An 18945-nucleotide genomic window follows, 5' to 3' on the forward strand; every position below is an offset into this window, starting at 1 on the left:
TATTGTTGGAACTTAAGGGATATAACTGATCGGTTGACCTGTTTCAGGATGTGAAAATAACGCCAACTCCATGCCATAGATCCGCTGCAATGTTTCACTGGTCATTAACGCATCAGGAGAACCTTGCGCGATGACTTTACCCGAATGTAATGCAATTAAATGATCGCTAAATTTAGCCGCCATATTGACATCATGTAAAACCATGATCACAGTTAAGCCTAATGTCGTATTCAATTCTCGGATCAACGCTAACAGTTCATATTGATGGGCAACATCCAACGCAGAGGTGGGTTCATCCAATAAAATACAATGACTCTGTTGGGCCAATAACATCGCAACCCACGCTCTTTGCCGCTCTCCACCAGACAATGTGGCAACAAAACGATCGTTGAATGAAGTGAGGCTCACTTTCTCGATGGCTTCATCAACCAACTGGTAGTCAGCTTTGGTGTAACGACCAAATGCGCCTTTCCATGGATAACGGCCAAAACACACAAGCTCACGCACTGTTACACCATCAGTGATTGGAGGGTGCTGAGGAAGATAAGCGACATTAAGCGCAAACTCTTGGGGAGAGAAATGACTCGCGGCTTTTTCATCAAATAACACCGTTCCTGTCGTCGGGTTATGGTGACGGCTAAGTAGCTTAATCAAAGTAGATTTACCACAGCCATTATGACCCAGTAAGGTGGTCACTTTGCCTTTAGGAAAAAGCAAATTCGTGGGGTAAAGGATAGTTTTTCCGTCAATTTCAAACGACGCATCGACAAGTTGATACATGAGATGAGCTAGATAATCGGTCCATGAATGATGGAAAGAACTTTAACACAAAGAAATAGTAATGATAATTGTTTTTATTCGCATGAAATGTACGTAGGATGTGAACCACTCGTAAATTAAAGCCGGAAATTAGAATGCCTCTTTTTAACAAAAGAAAACAAACCACTCTCCAACTCACGATGATTGGCTTAATTGCCGCCTTGATGGGAATTGGTCAAAATGGATTACTCGTTTCTTTGCCTTTTTTAGTTACGCATTCCGCTTTCTCTCTACCAACCTGGTCTATTGTTATTGCTATTGGTAGTTTTCTTTTCTTACCCGCCGCGCCATTTTGGGGACGATACAGCGATAAAAATGGCCCTAAAGGCGTTGTATTTCAAGCGCTCGCAGGAATGAGTATCAGCTTTCTACTTCTACTTACTTTCGCCTTTTTAAGTAATGGTTACCCTGACTTGGCTCACTACTGGTTAATTGGTCTCATTGTCGCTCGACTTATCTATGGTTGTACCGTGGCAGGAATGGTACCAGCAAGTCAACATTGGGCCATCCTTTTATGCGGACAAAACAACCGATTAAAAGCCATTACCTCCGTCAGTATAGGATTGAGTTTAGGGCGACTGGTTGGCCCTATATTATCGATTATTTTATTAAAAACGGGGCCTTTTGCTCCGCTTGTCATGATGGTTGTATTCCCCTTTCTCGCACTATTAGGCGCGTTGTGGTTACCAACCCCTCATCGAGAAAATAAACCAGAAGGCACGCTCACAACAAAACGTCCGTTAATTCCAAGCCTCACTCTTGCTCCGTATTTACTCACCGGTTTATCTCTTTGCTTAACCATTGCTTTATTGCAATACAGCTTTTCTCCTTTGATAAAAAGCATTACCGATTGGCCAACAGATAAAATCAGTGACGCCATTGGCCTATTACTTACCATCAGTGCCGCTATCACGTTAATCACACAGATATTAGTCATCAAAAAGAAGAAGCTTCAGCTTTCAACAATGTATCGGTTGGGATCTTTATTTTTGTTGGCCGGATTTTTCACCTTCTTAATCTCCAACCTTTGGACATTGGGATTCGCGATGGCACTCAGTGCCTGTGGTGCAGCCTTATTAGTGCCCGCATACACATCTAAAGCCACATCGATGGATCCAAGCAATCCAGGTGCGGTTGCTGGTTACATTTCCATGTCACATACGTTGGGCTATGGCTTTGCTTCGCTATTGGCTTATACATCGACACTGTCGCCGCTGTATCCAATTTATATTTGTGTTTTATTTTCAGGAGGGATAATGGCTATTGCTTTTATGAAACCTCAAATAGCTGAAGTCACAAAATCGTCCTATTAGCGTTTATTATTTGGATGACGAGGACAATCTTCACATAATTTACGACCCTCACATTTGTAAACAAGGCAACAACTCGTACGTACTAATTTTAATTGATTTGTTAGTAAGTCTACTTTCAAGCTCGCCAAATGCTTACTTGGTAATCCAAACGCATTTAACCATAACAACGCTTGTGCTAATAAATACTCATTGGATAGTGTTGGTTGATGTACTTGAAGTTTGGTAATGCAATTGAGTAAACCATCGGCAATAAGGTGATTTGTAAAGCCGGGGCGAATACGAGTCCATTCAGACATACTTTCACGATATGACGTAAATAATGAGCTTAATTGTGTTCCTATTAACGGGATGATCTCATCACTCGAACCAAACGTAAGATCGACGTTATGAAAAGTAAATCCCGCAATAAAATCAGACTGGACCGATTGGCTCATGTTTTTGAAATCAGGAATAGCATTAAGTTGATAAACAGAAATGAAAGCAAGGTAGATAGGTTGCCAACACAATAAATCCCACGTGCGCGTTAACCAATAGGCATTACCGGCTTCTTTTGAGCTTTCTGATAAACGATCATAAAGCGCTTTAATAACCTCACTATTATCATGAGAAATATGAATATCGGTGTTGCTGTCTGATAACACGATATCCGCTACTTGGCCTGATAAATAAGGCGTAACTTGCTTAGAAAGGGTAAACAGTGATTCGAAATATTCATTATTCTGCATAGCGGAACTACATAACACCAACTAACTTAAGGGCAGCTAGAATAATCACCCTACCGCAATAATGCAAACGATTATCAATTAGATTTAACTATTGCATCACACTTTACACAATCTCGTCCCGATTTTTTAGCGTCATACAATCGATCATCGGCAATACTAAGAAGTTCAGGAATCGTTACTTTTGGATCCGTGATCGTGCTTATGCCCATGCTGCACGTCATACTTAATTCGATATTTTCAATTGGCACCGCAATCTTGCGGATCACCGCTTGCAGCTTTTGAGCAACAAAATGCGCCTGCTCATGACTTTGTTCTGGAAGCAAAATGACAAATTCATCGCCGCCAAAACGGCCTAAAATATCAGAATCACGCAAGTTAGCTAAACACGCTTCAGCAAATGAGGTGATCATCGTATCCCCCACTTCATGGCCGTACTTATCGTTGTATTCTTTAAAATTATCAATATCACACATAATAATTGAAAATGGTTTTCGATTACGGCGATAAGTCGCAAGCACTTGAGAACCCTTTAGGTCAAACGAGCGGCGATTATTCACCCCTGTCAGGTAATCGTTATACGCTAACTCGGAGTATTTTTCTTTTTGTTCTTTTGTTCGTTTCACATAATGTAAATTAAACATAAGAAGCGCAATAATGACGAAAAAACAGCCCACAATACTCAGCAACGATAAAGACACAATGGTTCGCCAATAATCTTGCTGCTTGGTGACCACAATAATGAAAGGCAAATCTTTAATTTTACGAGCATAAATCGTATCAATAGTGCCATCGTTGTATATGTCAGAACTGAACACCACTTCGCCATTTTTATACAGCGTTTCAAACACCTCTGGTTTGATTTTTGACACATTAAGCCTTTTTCCAATAATTTCACTTCCTTTTGGCACTGCTGACAACAACTTAAGATTAGAACTTAAAATCGCGAGCCCTGTTGATGAAGGCAATTCCAAATGACGGATGGTCGAATTAAAAAAACTTAAATTCGTCGAAATACCCACCATACCTAAAAAGTCGTTATTTACATTGGTTATTTTGTGGCCTTGAATAACGACATCTCGGCCAGCCAGATCGACTAAAGGCAGAGTAACAACCTCGGTTCTTTCTTTGTTTTTCTTAAAAACCCGGCAATACTCGCGTCGAGAAACATCAACGCCACTCAGTGTTTTACTGTGCGTTAATATACAATTCTCATCAATAATAAAAGCTAAAATAGCGTTAGGCAGTGCATCTTCTTTTTCTCTAAGGTAATCAAGTTCTTGCTGATATTTTTCATTATTTCGATCAGCAGAATGAAGCCCTCCAGAAGAAAGGTCCTCAACCATATCCTTTAAGACTAAAGACGAATCATGGAAAGATTTAGTCAGCCACAAATCAACAAAACTGGCATTAAATTGCAAACGATCAATCACTCGGTTGCGGTCACTTTGATACGCGCTATAAATATAGGATGCAGAAAGGAAAAAAATAAGAAATCCAATGATCAATGAGCTATAAAAAAATGCACTTCTCTTCCTCATACCTTTCCTATTTTTGTGACAGCCATTCCATTTCAAGCGGGAATATAACATAGGATAATAATTTGTAAAATCAATGGCCAAATTTTAAGCCTTTCTAAAGTAATGAATCTTATACAGTTGATTTTTTTATAGCGACATAAAATGTGATCTCCCTTGCTTTTTAGCCCTCTTCTTATTACTCTCCCATCCACTAGGTAATTATTACTTTACCCCTACTTGTTTTATAGGAAATCACCTTGAACCAAACATCTTTCTCATCACTTAATCTGAACCCATCTCTTCTGCAAAACCTAGACACTTTAGGCTATACAGAGATGACCCCAATTCAAGCTCAAAGCTTACCATTCATGTTGGAAGGGAAAGATGTCATTGCCCAAGGAAAAACAGGGTCAGGTAAAACAGCAGCATTTGGTCTTGGCTTACTTGCGAACTTAGACGTAAAGCGTTTTCGTGTTCAATCATTAGTATTATGTCCAACACGTGAATTGGCTGACCAAGTTGCGGTAGAAATCCGAAAACTTGCTCGTTCTATCCATAACATTAAAGTACTGACTTTATGTGGTGGTGTTCCATTTGGTCCACAAATTGGATCGCTTGAGCACGGTGCACACATTATTGTGGGTACCCCTGGTCGTGTTGAAGAGCATCTTCGTAAAGGTTATTTAAACCTAGACAATCTAAATACGTTCGTATTGGATGAAGCGGACCGCATGCTAGAAATGGGCTTCCAAGACGCGATTGACCTAGTATTGGATCACGCACCAGCTAAACGTCAAAACTTATTGTTCAGTGCAACGTTCCCACCGCAAATTAAATCAATTGCCGATCGCATCATGAATAACCCAATCATGACGAAAGCAGAAGATAAAACGGAAGAAACGTCGATTACACAACACTTCTACAAAGTCGACGATTTTGAAGACCGTTTAAAAGCACTTCAAATCTTATTGCTTAAGCACCGTCCTGAATCAACGGTTATCTTCTGTAATACAAAACGTGTTACTCAAGAAGTCGCTGATGAACTTCGTCATTTCGATTTCAGTGTGACAGCACTTCACGGTGATTTAGAGCAACGTGATCGTGATAAAGCATTGGTTCGTTTTGCTAACAAGAGTACCTCTATCCTAGTTGCAACCGACGTTGCGGCTCGTGGTCTTGATATTGACTCTCTAGATGCAGTGATCAACTTTGAGTTGTCTCGTGATCCTGAAGTTCACGTTCACCGTATCGGTCGTACTGGCCGTGCTGGTAAAAAAGGCATCGCATTAAGCTTGTTCAACAATAAAGAAACAAACAGCTTTGCTCAAATCGAAGATTACATGAGCTTAACTCTTAATGATGAGCCATTACCTAGCGAAGATCACCTAAGCGAACAACCTCATTTCCCTGAAATGATCACGCTTTGGATCGACGGCGGTAAGAAAAACAAATTACGCCCAGGCGACATTCTTGGTGCACTTACCGGTAAAGACGGTGTTGATGGCAAGCAAGTAGGTAAAATCAATGTATTTGATTTCCATGCTTATGTTGCTGTTCATACTTCAATTGCAAAGGCTGCACTACAGAAACTAGAAACAGGCAAAATGAAAGGCCGTACGTTCCGTGTAAGCCGCATGCGCGGTTAATGCCACATACAAATAAAGAGTAACATCAGCTAACGTGATAAATCGCTTAGCTGACGTTACATACAAAAAAGGCCGAGTAGATAGTATCTACTCGGCCTTTTTTATTACTGTGTATTTAACGGTTAAGTTTTATACCGCTAATGGCATTTCGCTTGATGGTGGTGTTGAGTGTACTTTTCTCAAACCATAAATCGCTAATAACGACATCAAGAACATAATCAACCCCACAGGCATTTGACTGTTGGCAGGGATCATTGATGCTGCCATTGTTGTCAAACCTGCGCCTAGGTTTTGCATACCCCCTAATAACGCACCAGCCGTTCCTGCATGATGTGGAAAAGGAGATAAAGCCCCTGTTGTCGCAGCAGGAAATAAAATACCCGCGCCTAAGAAATACAACACCGCGCCACCAACTAAAGTGAGTGCCGTGGTTAACCCCATTATCCCAGGGATCAAGACAATCGCAGAACCAAAGACGATAGACACCAAACCAACGTCTAATGATTTTTTCTCAGACCAACGTTTTGCAATCACCGTCGATAAACCCGCGCCCGCTAAATAGCCAGGAATAGGTAAAATAAACAAAATACTCACGGTGGTTGCTGGTAATTTTAATTTACCGCCCAGTAACACCCCTGCAGCGGCTTCAAACACGGCAACACCCGCAAACGTAGCCACTAAACAAATTAAATACCCCTGAAAGCGATGTTCTGAAAATACATGACGGTAGCTTTTTAATACCGGTTCTTTACGACGAACTTCAAGAGGCAATGTCTCTTTCATTGACGTTGTCATAATGATCATCACAGCAATACTAAACAAAGCTAAAAATAAATAGCTTGAACGCCAACCAAACGCTTCCGTTAAATAACCGCCTAACACTGGTGCCATTAACGGAGAGAACATCATGCACATACTGATTAAACTGTTCGCTTTGTGTAATTCAGCGCCAGAGAAACAATCTCTTGGCACAGTACGACACATCACACCCGCCGAACCGATACCTAAACCTTGAATAAAACTACCAACAAGGAAATAAGTATAGTCATGCGCAAATAATGCTAATAGTGCACCAACAATGTACAGAGCAAGACCCGATAAGATAACAAATCGACGCCCTAAACGATCAGATAATGGCCCATAAAAAAACTGAGATAATCCATAAGGGATCAAGTAAACGGCCATTACTGCTTGTAATGATGCTGGACTTACTTTGAATTCACTTGCCATGTACCCAATTGAAGGTACATACATAGTTTGAGTCATTTGACCAACAGCAACAAGGATTACGATCAGAAAGCTGAAGGTACCAAGTGAATAAGATTTTTGCATGACTGCTCTCCAGAAAAAACAGTAATAGATAAGAAAAAAGAATAAGTTAAATTGGTTTGTGACAAATTATTTAAATAAACGGTTTGTTATTATCACGACCCTAATGGCGCGAGATAATAGTCTTATTCAGTAAACCTAGCAATTTAAATTCATGTAATTTCAGGAGAGTTTTTTTACGAATTTGGATTAGTTTTTCTAATGAAATAATTCTCGTATTAACCGCAATTAAATAGGCTATCTTTGATACAAAAAAAGCCAGATAAATACATTTACCTGGCTTATATCAACAAATGAAGATCAAGTCCTCAAAACAACACGGTTACGACCTTGTTTTTTCGCTTGATAAAGTGCTTTATCTGCCCTTTCTAACCACTTAGCAATTGACTCGTTAGGCGAACGTACCTCTGAAATTCCAATACTGCTCGATACCGATATTGATCCTAATGGGGTTTCAACGCGTATCGCTCTTATCTTATCTAACAGCTCATTAATACATTTCGTGGCTTGTTGCCCATTTTGGTTTGGTAAAAGCATGACAAACTCATCACCACCGAGTCTCGCAAACACATCGCTGTGAGTGATGTGTGCTTGGCATATTTGAGTAAAGCTTCGTAATACTTCATCCCCTTTATCATGCCCATAGGTATCATTGATCTGTTTAAAATAATCAATATCAAACAAGATCGAAGCAATTGATGTTGGATTTGATTTTGCCAACTCAAGTACCTGTTTGGCATTTTTTTCAAATCCTCGGCGATTTAAAATCCCCGTTAATTCATCATGCAATGCGAGCTTAAAATAATGATCATTTTGAGAAAGTAATTTGGATAACAAAAAGGTATTTTTCATTAATAACGCAATCACTAACGAAATCACTAAAATAAAAGAAATAATAGAAATATAGGCATAATCAGCCCAAAAATACTTAGGCTTCGATACGATTAAAATAAAAGGGTAACCCGGTACTTTTTTTGCAAACACCATTTGATTAAAACCGTGGTGTTTTCTCATCGCTTCAAAAAACACCTCTTGATTGTCAGCCAATCCTTGAAGTATTTCAGTCGACTCTTGACTAATCACAGGACGGCTACCGATCTTAAGTAATTCAGTTCTATTGGTCGCCAATACCATAAGATCAGAGCTTAAAATTGACACCGACGATTTTGTCGATATATCCAAGGTACTTAAAGCACTAGAGAAAAAATCTAACCCGCTTAAAATACCAACCATACCAATAAATTTATCTGATTTATTGGTGATTCTAACCCCTTGAGCAACAACTGTTTTCCCAAATAAATCCACGAACGGATCAGTGAAAATAGTATGTTCATTACTCTCTTGTATTTGTTTGCAATACTCACGAGAAGAGAGATCAGCACCTACCTCTGAAGTTGCATTAACTAAGATACATCGGTTATTAATAGCAAATATATTCGATGCATTAACAAGCATCTCCGCTTCTATATTGAGTAATTTTTTTTGCTCATTTAATACCGTAGGATCCAAAGGAACAGTCAATAAATGATTGTTATGAAGATCCGTTGCCATCCCTTCTAAAACGTTATTTGAATGCTTGTATACTAAATTTAACCACGTAGAAACAAAGTTTGCATTAAACCTTAATTCACTTTCCAATTTTTTATTATGCTGCTGATAATTATTTGAAATAGTAATGATTAATACCGTAGAAATTAACATCACAAATAACATAGAGCTATAAAAAACCGTTGTCCTCTCTTTCATGTAAAAAACCAACTAAATAACACTTATGGATAACGCTACACTAATAACAGTTACATCAACAAGAGAATCTTTACTTTAATTTTCCATGTGTATAGTTTACGAAACATGCACTCTCAATAAAGAAACATAAATGGATTATCTGACGACGACGCCATTTCGACCACTTCTTTTTACTTGATAAAGTGCTTTATCCGCGCGCTCTAATAAAACAGAAAAATCATCGTTCTTTGTTTTACTTTGTGTAATACCAATGCTGCTCGATATCTTCAATTCCCCCTTTGAAGTAATGACTGATAATCTTCGAATTTCATGTAACAGTTCAGTCATAATAAGTGCCGCTTCTTGGCTTGTTTTGTTTGCCATTATCATCACAAACTCATCCCCACCTAAACGGGCAAAAATATCCTCTGGTGACATAACACTAGAACACGTTTTACTGAATACCCTAAGAACTTCATCACCCCTATCATGCCCATGCGTATCATTAATCTCTTTGAAAAAATCGATATCAAAAATTACTAACGAAAATACGACGCCTTCATCTTTATATTTCTCTATAAAAGATGACATGACCTTTTCAAAACAACGACGATTGCATACCCCAGTTAATTCATCATAAAGCGCTAATTTAGAATAATGCTCAGCTTGATATAGTAGTGTCTGAAAATAATACGCATTTTTAAAAAGAAGAAAAGATAAGAGGATCATTAGCACAGACACAATAAAAACAGTGATATAAAGAGGAGTAAACCAATAATACTTTGCTTTAGTCACCAATATCATAAAAGGTAAATCCGATACCTTTTTCACTAAAACACCTTGATGTTCACCATTATATGTTTTAGCGGAATCAAACATCACTTTTTGATCGTATTTTAATCCTTTGATTTTATTTTTAGGGATATAAGAAAAATCTATTTTTTCGCCAATAGGTAAATATTGCGGTGCAGAAGAGGCTAATACCGTGAAATCACTGCTCAAAATAGAAATTGTTGAATTCTCTGATAATTTAACATTTTTCAGAGACTGATTAAAAAAAGTGAAATCCGTTAATATCCCAACAACACCTGCAAAGTTATTATTTTCATCCGTGATTTTAACCCCTTGAACAATCACATTACGATTCAAGATGTCTTTGAAAGGGGAGGTAATGACTGATTCAATATTTTCATCATTTTGCTTTAATATTTGACAATACTCTCGAGAAGAAAGATCAACGCCACCAATCGTTTTTGTATTCAATAAAATACAATTTTTATTAACCACAAAAACATGAATTGCATTAATCAGCGTTTCATACTGAAACTCAAACACTCCACTTTGTTCTTGATAAGATTTAGCAGACAGAGGCAACGTTGCAAACCCATCTTGCTCTAATGTATCCGAGAGTTGATGTAGTACATCATTTGAATGATAAAATGCGGTTTTAAGCCAAACAGAAACAAAATTGGCGTTAAACTCTAAATCACTTTCTATTAGTTTACTTTGCTTATTGTTACTTTTAACCACATAAGTAACAGAACAAGCTAGAGCCACGCCAAGCAATAATAGCGACCCTACTGAAACAATATTTTTTACCCTCATTATCACCTGCAAACATTCACAACTACGAACAATGTTAACAAGGTACATTAATAACATTTACATCAACATGAATCATTTACCCGTTTGATGCCCGTATCAAAAATGATACACATTCTTAATGTGAATAAAATTTATTTATAAAATATGACTCACATCACACTAACTAGAGGCGTTGGTTTAATAAATAGACACAGCATGATGAACTATAAAATATCAAGGTGACATATTGAGTTATTCAAAACAAAAAAAACCAGCTAACGTATTAGCTGGTTTTTTGAATCAGGCATTATCTGTTAGATAATTATTGAGCTACTGGCTTACGTGCAGGGCGTGGACCTTGACGACGCGGTTTTGTCGCATCTAATTTTGGTTTACCACTACCAAAGTTACTGCCATTACCGCGGTTTTCACCATTGCCTTTCGATCTAGGTTTACCACCATCAGTAGGACGTTTCTTAGCATTACCGCCCTCTTTCTTAGCAGCGCCACCTTCTTTATTCTCAGTGTTACGTCTTGGAGCCGGTTTAGCGCCTTGCTTATGGCCACTGCGGTTTTCACCTGAACGTTGACCATCTTTATGCTCTACACGTGGCGCCTGTGTTTTCTTTGGTTTTTTCGCTTTTATTGGGCGAGAATCCAATCTTGACTCAGGTACTTTCATTTCAGGTTCAAAACCTTCAAGAACATGACGAGGTAAGATTTTTTGAATTAGACGTTCAATCGCGAACAATTCACTTGCTTCATCTTCACTCACAAAAGAGATTGCTTTACCCGTTGCGCCAGCACGACCAGTACGGCCAATACGGTGAACGTAATCTTCAGGCACTTTTGGTAAGTCAACGTTGATAACTTGTGGTAATTGCTCGATATCCAAACCACGAGCAGCAATGTCTGTCGCTACTAATACACGAACTTGACCGCTCTTGAAGTTAGCTAATGCTTTCGTACGTGCACCTTGGCTCTTATTGCCATGGATAGCCGCAGAGCTAATGCCTTTCTCTTCAAGAGTCTTCGCTAAACGGTTTGCACCATGTTTAGTTTTGCTGAAAACCAATACTTGTTTCCAGTCATTGTCTTTAATTAGCTTAGTAAGAACACGCGCTTTTTTCGTTTTGTCTACAACATAAACTGATTGTTCAACCGTTTCTGCTGTTGTGTTACGCGTTGCTACTGAAATCTCAACGGGGTTATTTACAAGCCCTTTTGCTAACTGACGGATCTCATCAGAGAACGTCGCAGAGAAAAGTAGATTTTGACGGTTCTTAGGTAATTTATTTAAGATCTTTTTAATGTCGTGAATAAAGCCCATATCTAACATACGGTCAGCTTCATCCAATACTAAAATTTCCAGTTGATCGAATTTAATTGCGTTTTGATTCGCAAGATCCAACAAACGGCCAGGGGTTGCAACCAATACATCAACACCTTTACGAAGGCGTTGCATTTGTGGGTTTGCTTTAACGCCACCAAATACGACATCAGAAGTCAGTGGAAGATTCACACTGTATTTTTCAACACTTTCATGTACTTGCGCTGCAAGCTCACGAGTTGGTGTTAAGATTAATGCACGAACTTGGTTAAACTTAAGTTTTTGACCTTTTGATAAACGCTCAAGAAGAGGAAGTGTAAAGCCTGCTGTTTTACCTGTTCCTGTTTGAGCCGCCGCCATAACGTCCTTCCCTTCAATTACCGCTGGAATCGCTTGTAATTGGATTGGTGAAGGCGTGCTGTAACCTTGAGCTTCTACAGCTTTTAAAATAGGGGCAGATAAGCCCAGAGAGGTAAAACCCATACTAAAATTTTCTCTAATAATGATCATTAAGCGCAAAACTGCGAGCGCTGTAGGATACAGTAACTGAGAGATTACTCAATCTTTGATTACTGTAACCAATAAAACCTTAATTTATTCAAACCGTATAATTGGCTGAATAAATTAAGGCTATAAAAAAACCGAGTACTTCTACTCGGTTTTTATGAGGCTAATTGAGCAGTGTCAATTAATCTTCTAATTCCGCGTTATGATAAACTTGTTGAACGTCATCACAATCGTCTAATAGATCTAAGAATTTTTGGAATTTCTCAGCATCTTCACCCGTTATTTCCATTGGGTTTTGAGGAACAAACGTAATTTCTTCCACATCGACCACTAGATCAGGGTATTCAGCAGCCAGTGCTGTTTTCACTTTAAAGAACTCAGTGTTTGGTGCAAATACGGTGATCACGCCATCTTCAAGTTCAATGTCAGTGACATCAACATCTTGCATCATTAATGCTTCAAGTACTGCTTCTTCATCTTCACCTTTAAACTGGAATACAGCTTGGTGATCAAACATGTGAGAACTTGTACCAGGGCTACCAATTTTAGCGCCTGTTTTAACAAAACATTGACGAACGTCTTGGAAAGTACGGTTGCCATTGTCTGTTAAACAATCAACGATTACGCTTGCGCCGCCTGGCGCAAAACCTTCATAACGTGCGTGTTGGTAATCTTCACCACCACCGCCATTTGCTTTGTCGATTGCTTTATCAATAATGTGTGTAGGAACCTGATCTTTTTTCGCTTTCGAAATAAGATGTTTTAGAGACAAGTTCATGTCTGGATCAGGACCGCCATTCTTAGCACACATGTAAATTTCTTTACCGTATTTAGAATAAACTTTGATTTTTGCGCCTTGTGTTTTAGCCATTGAAGACTTGCGCACTTCAAAACTTCTTCCCATCGGAGTTCTCTCTTTTTTGTTTATGGACTTTAAATTATGGCGGGATTCTACCAAATTACAGATATGGTGCGCTACTAAAGATCAAGGAACCTTTACGCTACGCCCATTTTTGACTTGTATTTTTCAATAGATTGCTGAAAAAATAGACGTTCTGACTCATCTTCAAGCTTACCCGCCTCGGTTACCCAAAGGTCAGGACCTGCTTTTGCATTTTTTACCTTCCAAACAAAGAACGCAGCTTGCTTATCTAATTCGATTTTATTTTTTTCTTTTGGAGGCAACAACGACAGGTTTTTCATAACAAGCTCATTTAATTAATCACCGCCTAAGTTTAATCTCTTGCCTTACTATTTTCTAGCATTAAAAAATCATCCGTAATCAACACGTTAAAATTGTCTCATTTGCGCGTAATTCCTGCAATTATTTAGGATACTTATAAAGTTAATGTGTATTTTATCAACTAATGATATAAAATCAGCACCCTACCTGCGATTAATGCAGGTCGATATGTTTGCAATTTACATCAATTTTTATGTAACCATTACATAGCTAATACTAAATATACATTTAGGTTAATGAGTCGCTCTTTTATGAAAAACAATAAAAAATTCACTTCTACAGAGTTAATCATTGTAGTTATTACTTTAGTGATACTAGGTCTTGCTGCCACGCCTTTCTTACTCAATATTCAACACAATGCAAAACTAAGAGTCATTAATGGCGTTAAAGACGCTACAGAGCACGCAGATAAAATTGCACATGAACAATACAATCAAGGATATGCGGTACAAATTGGCACGACTGACCGTTACTTTTTAGATTTAAATCAAAACGGGTTACAGGACATCAATGAGCCAATATTAGTGTTAGGTCATTTAGACAGTACGTCAGTGGTAACCTCACTGAATCTTCAAGGTAAATTGCTCGTTTCAGAGTCAAAAAATACGAATAACGACGCATTATATATTGGCTTTGCAAACTCGATTGATGAGCTTGAGAGCTCACAATGTTATTTCCGTTATGAGCAAGCAACACCATCTACTCCAACGCCAAGCTTTACTATTAAAAGCAGTGGGTGCTAATAACGACACAATAAAAATGCGCTCCAATTAAAACTGGTGCGCATTAATGATAAAACAATGAAGGTATGAAGGTAGAAATCAAAAATTAATGAATAAGGCCTAAGTCTTTCGCTTCTGCAAGCGTAAGACCACTCTCTCGAATTTCTCGCATTGCTTCAATGCGACGACGTGCTGCTGTTTTTTTCTGACACTCTGTAATATTTGTTACTACTTCATCGGCAATATCGTAATCATACTTGCCTTTCATTTCGGTGATATCACCGTGATCAATAGAATTAATAGACATAATAACCTCCTAAATCCATACCTTTCAGTCGTATGTTTAGCAAAGGAGTGTCTGCTTGGTAAGTCTGTTTATTCTATTTTGTGAGCTAACCATTATTTGTGATTTCTTTTATAAAAAAGACTATCTTTAATAGTATCAGTTGGACTACATTTAAAGTTCTACCCTTGATAAAAAGACACGCGTTTTCTCTCATTTTTCCACTGCCAATCTTCGACCATTTCAGCAATTCTTACCCCTTGTTAATTTAATTATTCGCGGTGTTTTCTTTTTATTATTCGTGATATCGGTCTTGGTGAGTTACCCTAGTCACAATATTGCTTACAATCACGATAATTATGACCATCAACTCAATCGACATTACTGTTCTAACTGAATCTTCTCCTACAGAATCTCTATTAACTACAGCATCATTAAATACAGGATCTGGTATTACTTGTGAAAATTGCCAAGCTTGTTGTTGTAAGTTAGAGGTGATGATCATTACAGACACTGGCGTACCAGAAGCCTACATAGACCGTGATGAATGGGGAAGTGAAGTGATGTTACGCTTAGAAGATGGTTGGTGTGCCGCTGTCGATCGCGACACCCTAATGTGTACTATTTATGAAAACCGACCGTGGATATGCCGTGAGTTTGAAATGGCCTCTTACGAATGCGAAGAAGAGCGCAAAGAACAGGGCATCGATAAATAGACGCTATATCGTTTCTAAATAAGTTAAATACAAACGCGCATCAAACTCTAATTGATGATACTCAGGTTCCATATGACAACACAGCGCGTAAAAGGCTTTGTTGTGGGCTTTCTCTTTGATGTGCGCTAATTCATGAACCACAAGCATACGTAGCAATGGTTCAGGCGCCTTACGGAACACACTTGAGATGCGGATTTCATTTTTTGCTTTCAGCTTATTACCGTGAATGCGAGAAACAAACGTATGCAAACCCAACGCATTATTGACAATGTGTATTTTAGGATCGTACACCACTTTACTTAAGGGGGATGATTTCTTAATGTATTTGTTTTTGAAAGCTTGAGTGTATTCAAATAAGGCTTTCTCTGAGGTAATGTCATGCATCGTCGGGTATTTATTTTTTACCCACTCGGCTAACTTTCCGTTATCTATCATCAGCTCAATCTGTGCCAGAATATGCTCAGGATACCCTTTTAAATATCGCAATTTAGTCATGGTTTGTACTCATGATCTCATTTTACTAATAATAGCCTATTGTACCCTACTTTCTTTGTCGCTACTCTACCCCTCAACGTTCTTGCCCTTGTCATTATTAATCAAAGAGATCTTATGAGTTTTCGTCGTTCCGTTACTAATACCCTCACTCAAATCAAAACGGCTATTGGTGAAGTCATTGAATTTCAATCACGAATTTGGATCATTAACATTCATGAAGGCACTCTAAATGATGAATCTTTTGTTATTAATGAAGATAACTTTGAAGAACCAATGCAATGGATGGTAAAAAGAAAATACAGCGCGGAAATGATAGAAAAAGTGGATATAATGAAACGTTCACAAGTGATTGTTTTAATGCTTAATAACGTCGAGCATCGACTGATTCGAGTAAAATAACCCCTCATCTTTTGCCCTGCACAACCAATGAATCTCTTTTATTCGTCGGGATGTGAATATGTGCTTACATAACAAAGGGCCTCCATGGTTAGAAAGCCCTTAAATTAATACTCTTTACTTATTTAAGATTGCTCTTTGTATTTCGTCATTCTATCCAGTAATCGATTTTTTCGGATAAAGTGATGATGACAAGCCGCTGCAACATGAATAATCACACTCAAGCCTAATAAAGCACACCCAGCTCGATGAATCATAAAAAAGAATTGATTAATGGCAAGATTTTCAACCACATTATTGACATCAAATAACCAGAAAAATGTGTACGGATGTTCTAACATCAAAAAGCCAGAAACAAAAACAACAAACATTAAGAAATACAACAATGCATGCATAAAGCCAGCAACATTCGCTTCTATTGCGCTCTTATGATCGACTTCTTTTATTGCTGGCCGGAAATAAGACCAAAACCATCGAATAATAAACAGTAGGGTTCCAATCGTTGCCAATGACATATTAATGATTGATAACACATAAAAAACGACTGGATAATTATTAATAACTAAATGCATCACATAGCCTGCAATTGTGGCGTAAATGATGATGGTAGCCATTACCCAATGCAATATTTGGCTAAAACGATCATAAGAAGTTGGTAAATTCATATAACCTCTTTGAAAAATTAGCCATACCAAACGATATGGCCAATTAATTTACAGACTTTGGTTAGATTTTATCCCAAGCCATTGCCCAATCAGAGCCAACACCTGGTGCAAAATTCGTCGCAGTTTCTGTCCACTGAACACAGTAGCCAGAATATGGGAATGGTTTACATTGGTAGATAGCACCGTCTTCAGCTAATACTTTAGTACCTGCTGTGTAGTTTTTTACATTTTCAGGGAACACAAACTCATAATCACCCGCTGGAGGTGGTGTTTGCGCTTCCATCAGATGGAAATCAGCCGTAGTTTGCTCGATTAACTCGCCTTCCGTATTTTTGATACGAGAAACAAGCATGTGATGACCTTCTTCTGACTTAGACAACGTCATAACTACCGGCTCAACATCACCGTCTTTCATATCAACCACGGTATTCGCTAACGCTTCTTTCGCATGGTTATATACCGTTAGTTCCACATTCATATCACCAGTAGCCGCAAGCGTAAGATCTAACTCTGTCGCTTCTTCACCAATCGTATACATAGGTTCTAAGCCTTGAACATTTAGCTCATAGCTTGGTTCTGGCGCTTCAATTTGGTAACCAATTTCTACGTTATTTAAACCGCTGCCTGATTTCAAATACACTGGATTTGGACCAAAACTAGGTGAGAATTCACCTTTATCATTCAATTGACCTGCACCAATGTTTTCTTGCTCTTTATTGATCTTAGTTGCTAACGCATAAGTCCAGTTATTTGCTTGACCTTGTGTTGCGTTATCAATAACCAAACGTGTTGATAATGCAGAGTTCTCACCTGATGTATCAAATACACGTGTGTAAGCCTCATCACCGACGTTTAAATCACGAGTTGGGTTAATTTGACCACCTTGAGTCCAAGTTGGATCAACCACACCACCGTCGCCATTAAATTTCACATCAATCACGTTATAAAATGCTTTTGATGTATCACCAACATCCCAAACCGCTAAGATAACTTGATAACCTTCACGCTCAGGAACCACACACTCATGAGAAAAGGTTTCTGGCGCAAGTGGTGGTTGGTTCATGTTATAGCCAAGTTCACAAAATGGCGTCAGATCAAAAGAGTCACGCGTTAACACGGCATTTTGATTCCAGTTCTGCTTTGTCATGTAATACGTCCACGTTTTTGTTACGTGGTTTGCTCTAAATGTCCATTCAAACGTTTGTTTCCCAGCAGTAATCGGTCGCTTTACCCAACGATCAGACGTTTGTTCATTTAATTCTGAAAACTGCGATAGACCCGCACTTGCAATTTGGCCATCAGCAGGACCGGATTCAGGGAAGCCCTCATCGCCTTCAACACTTTGTGGTTCCCACTGAACAGAACCACAATTTGTGTTTTTTTCTTGAGTATCAGACGTCGGATACTTACATAGCGCAGCACGAGATCCCGCAATACCATCATTTGTTTCTGATACGTAACCATGAGCAGCAACACCTGAACTAGCAGCAATCAATGACAGTGCAAGTAGTGTTTTCGTTGAGCATTTATTCATCATTTATTCCTTAAAATTATAATTATATTGTTCATATCACACAGCCAAGGATGAACATTGTTCAATATTCATACAAATCAAACCGAATCCATTTACCACAACCAGAAACGTAAAATAAGGCATTGTTATTTATTATTTATATCAACAAGCCTACTGCGTGAGTGATGGAATGTAGTCTAAAGTCCAAATCAACACGATAAACATCGATATAAAATGGAAGTCAAATCACAAAAGAAATAAATGTAACTTGTTGTAAATAAAGAAAAAATCCAATATTCACATCAATACCAAATTCAACATACATTAAAAAAACCAATCAATAACAATTAATTATTCAACGATTAACAATGTGACTCAATACCTAGACGTCAAGTACCAAGGTTGATACAGGAGTAA

General features: G+C 38.3%; 18 protein-coding genes. 5 read left to right on the forward strand and 13 right to left on the reverse strand.

Features of this window, described 5'->3' with window-relative positions; translation table 11 throughout:
* Window positions 1-12: 12 nt before the first annotated feature.
* Window positions 13-780: an ABC transporter ATP-binding protein gene (locus A6E04_RS09750; RefSeq protein WP_017023522.1), complete on the reverse strand. Its 768-nt coding sequence runs from the start codon at window positions 778-780 to the stop codon at window positions 13-15.
* 134 nt (window positions 781-914) lie between these two features.
* Here A6E04_RS09750 and A6E04_RS09755 point away from each other — a divergent pair, with 134 nt between their 5' ends.
* Window positions 915-2132 carry an MFS transporter gene (locus A6E04_RS09755; RefSeq protein WP_065611133.1) on the forward strand — a complete coding sequence of 406 codons (1218 nt, stop codon included), beginning with the start codon at window positions 915-917 and terminating at the stop codon, window positions 2130-2132.
* Here the strand turns inward: A6E04_RS09755 and A6E04_RS09760 are convergent.
* Window positions 2129-2857, reverse strand: a complete 729-nt coding sequence (locus tag A6E04_RS09760) for a siderophore ferric iron reductase (RefSeq protein WP_065611135.1) — start codon at window positions 2855-2857, stop codon at window positions 2129-2131. The two genes, A6E04_RS09755 and A6E04_RS09760, sit on opposite strands and share 4 nt — an antisense overlap.
* Window positions 2858-2931: 74 nt before the next feature.
* Complete coding sequence (locus A6E04_RS09765) at window positions 2932-4395, reverse strand: sensor domain-containing diguanylate cyclase (RefSeq protein ID WP_012551553.1); 1464 nt, start codon at window positions 4393-4395, stop codon at window positions 2932-2934.
* Between the two features lie 236 nt (window positions 4396-4631).
* Here A6E04_RS09765 and dbpA point away from each other — a divergent pair, with 236 nt between their 5' ends.
* Window positions 4632-6020, forward strand: a complete 1389-nt coding sequence (gene dbpA / locus A6E04_RS09770) for an ATP-dependent RNA helicase DbpA (protein WP_017023519.1) — start codon at window positions 4632-4634, stop codon at window positions 6018-6020.
* Between the two features lie 129 nt (window positions 6021-6149).
* Here the strand turns inward: dbpA and emrD are convergent, their stop codons facing one another.
* The 6 genes from emrD to A6E04_RS09800 all read right to left on the reverse strand — a co-directional run bounded on the left by emrD (window position 6150) and on the right by A6E04_RS09800 (window position 13698).
* Window positions 6150-7352 carry a multidrug efflux MFS transporter EmrD gene (emrD, locus tag A6E04_RS09775; RefSeq protein WP_023602653.1) on the reverse strand — a complete coding sequence of 401 codons (1203 nt, stop codon included), beginning with the start codon at window positions 7350-7352 and terminating at the stop codon, window positions 6150-6152.
* Window positions 7353-7649: 297 nt separating this feature from the next.
* Window positions 7650-9095: a sensor domain-containing diguanylate cyclase gene (locus tag A6E04_RS09780; RefSeq protein WP_065611137.1), complete on the reverse strand. Its 1446-nt coding sequence runs from the start codon at window positions 9093-9095 to the stop codon at window positions 7650-7652.
* Window positions 9096-9230: 135 nt separating this feature from the next.
* On the reverse strand, window positions 9231-10679 hold the full coding sequence (locus tag A6E04_RS09785) for a sensor domain-containing diguanylate cyclase (protein ID WP_065611139.1): 1449 nt from the start codon (window positions 10677-10679) through the stop codon (window positions 9231-9233).
* A gap of 301 nt (window positions 10680-10980) precedes the next feature.
* Window positions 10981-12471: a DEAD/DEAH box helicase gene (locus tag A6E04_RS09790; RefSeq protein ID WP_065611141.1), complete on the reverse strand. Its 1491-nt coding sequence runs from the start codon at window positions 12469-12471 to the stop codon at window positions 10981-10983.
* A gap of 205 nt (window positions 12472-12676) precedes the next feature.
* The gene (locus tag A6E04_RS09795; protein WP_012551547.1) at window positions 12677-13399 is read right to left on the reverse strand and encodes a YebC/PmpR family DNA-binding transcriptional regulator; all 723 of its coding nucleotides are present in this window, start codon (window positions 13397-13399) and stop codon (window positions 12677-12679) included.
* Window positions 13400-13491: 92 nt separating this feature from the next.
* A complete protein-coding gene (locus A6E04_RS09800) occupies window positions 13492-13698 on the reverse strand; it encodes a DUF3283 family protein (protein WP_012551546.1) in 207 nt (68 codons plus the stop codon).
* Between the two features lie 291 nt (window positions 13699-13989).
* Between A6E04_RS09800 and A6E04_RS09805 the strand changes: the two genes are divergently transcribed.
* Window positions 13990-14481, forward strand: coding sequence for a pilus assembly protein PilA (locus A6E04_RS09805; RefSeq protein ID WP_065611143.1), 492 nt, complete (start codon window positions 13990-13992; stop codon window positions 14479-14481).
* Window positions 14482-14566: 85 nt separating this feature from the next.
* On the opposite strand, the gene A6E04_RS09810 is transcribed toward A6E04_RS09805, so the two are convergent.
* Window positions 14567-14767 (reverse strand): hypothetical protein, encoded by a 201-nt coding sequence (locus A6E04_RS09810; protein WP_017022622.1) that lies wholly within the window; start codon window positions 14765-14767, stop codon window positions 14567-14569.
* Window positions 14768-15102: 335 nt separating this feature from the next.
* Here A6E04_RS09810 and A6E04_RS09815 point away from each other — a divergent pair, with 335 nt between their 5' ends.
* A complete protein-coding gene (locus A6E04_RS09815; RefSeq protein ID WP_244886266.1) occupies window positions 15103-15459 on the forward strand; it encodes a YkgJ family cysteine cluster protein in 357 nt (118 codons plus the stop codon).
* 3 nt (window positions 15460-15462) lie between these two features.
* Here A6E04_RS09815 and A6E04_RS09820 read toward each other — a convergent pair whose 3' ends face one another.
* Window positions 15463-15954: a M48 metallopeptidase family protein gene (locus A6E04_RS09820; protein WP_012551542.1), complete on the reverse strand. Its 492-nt coding sequence runs from the start codon at window positions 15952-15954 to the stop codon at window positions 15463-15465.
* A 114-nt stretch (window positions 15955-16068) separates the two neighbouring features.
* Between A6E04_RS09820 and A6E04_RS09825 the strand changes: the two genes are divergently transcribed.
* The gene (locus A6E04_RS09825) at window positions 16069-16353 is read left to right on the forward strand and encodes a hypothetical protein (protein WP_017022620.1); all 285 of its coding nucleotides are present in this window, start codon (window positions 16069-16071) and stop codon (window positions 16351-16353) included.
* A gap of 122 nt (window positions 16354-16475) precedes the next feature.
* Here the strand turns inward: A6E04_RS09825 and A6E04_RS09830 are convergent, their stop codons facing one another.
* Window positions 16476-17015, reverse strand: coding sequence for a cytochrome b (locus A6E04_RS09830; RefSeq protein ID WP_065611145.1), 540 nt, complete (start codon window positions 17013-17015; stop codon window positions 16476-16478).
* 61 nt (window positions 17016-17076) lie between these two features.
* Window positions 17077-18549, reverse strand: coding sequence for an N-acetylglucosamine-binding protein GbpA (gene gbpA / locus A6E04_RS09835; protein ID WP_065611147.1), 1473 nt, complete (start codon window positions 18547-18549; stop codon window positions 17077-17079).
* Window positions 18550-18945 lie beyond the last annotated feature (396 nt).

Source organism: Aliivibrio logei (assembly GCF_001691055.1).
GTDB lineage: Bacteria > Pseudomonadota > Gammaproteobacteria > Enterobacterales > Vibrionaceae > Aliivibrio > Aliivibrio salmonicida.

Coding starts and splice junctions, on each gene's coding strand:
- A6E04_RS09805 (WP_065611143.1), top strand. CDS start 13,990: ATGAAAAACAATAAAAAATTCACTTCTACAGAGTTAATCATTGTAGTT.
- A6E04_RS09785 (WP_065611139.1), bottom strand. CDS start 10,679: ATGAGGGTAAAAAATATTGTTTCAGTAGGGTCGCTATTATTGCTTGGC.
- A6E04_RS09780 (WP_065611137.1), bottom strand. CDS start 9,095: ATGAAAGAGAGGACAACGGTTTTTTATAGCTCTATGTTATTTGTGATG.
- A6E04_RS09820 (WP_012551542.1), bottom strand. CDS start 15,954: ATGACTAAATTGCGATATTTAAAAGGGTATCCTGAGCATATTCTGGCA.
- A6E04_RS09825 (WP_017022620.1), top strand. CDS start 16,069: ATGAGTTTTCGTCGTTCCGTTACTAATACCCTCACTCAAATCAAAACG.
- A6E04_RS09800 (WP_012551546.1), bottom strand. CDS start 13,698: ATGAAAAACCTGTCGTTGTTGCCTCCAAAAGAAAAAAATAAAATCGAA.
- A6E04_RS09760 (WP_065611135.1), bottom strand. CDS start 2,857: ATGCAGAATAATGAATATTTCGAATCACTGTTTACCCTTTCTAAGCAA.
- emrD (WP_023602653.1), bottom strand. CDS start 7,352: ATGCAAAAATCTTATTCACTTGGTACCTTCAGCTTTCTGATCGTAATC.
- A6E04_RS09750 (WP_017023522.1), bottom strand. CDS start 780: ATGTATCAACTTGTCGATGCGTCGTTTGAAATTGACGGAAAAACTATC.
- A6E04_RS09795 (WP_012551547.1), bottom strand. CDS start 13,399: ATGGGAAGAAGTTTTGAAGTGCGCAAGTCTTCAATGGCTAAAACACAA.
- A6E04_RS09830 (WP_065611145.1), bottom strand. CDS start 17,015: ATGAATTTACCAACTTCTTATGATCGTTTTAGCCAAATATTGCATTGG.
- A6E04_RS09815 (WP_244886266.1), top strand. CDS start 15,103: ATGACCATCAACTCAATCGACATTACTGTTCTAACTGAATCTTCTCCT.
- A6E04_RS09790 (WP_065611141.1), bottom strand. CDS start 12,471: ATGGGTTTTACCTCTCTGGGCTTATCTGCCCCTATTTTAAAAGCTGTA.
- A6E04_RS09765 (WP_012551553.1), bottom strand. CDS start 4,395: ATGAGGAAGAGAAGTGCATTTTTTTATAGCTCATTGATCATTGGATTT.
- A6E04_RS09810 (WP_017022622.1), bottom strand. CDS start 14,767: ATGTCTATTAATTCTATTGATCACGGTGATATCACCGAAATGAAAGGC.
- A6E04_RS09755 (WP_065611133.1), top strand. CDS start 915: ATGCCTCTTTTTAACAAAAGAAAACAAACCACTCTCCAACTCACGATG.
- gbpA (WP_065611147.1), bottom strand. CDS start 18,549: ATGAATAAATGCTCAACGAAAACACTACTTGCACTGTCATTGATTGCT.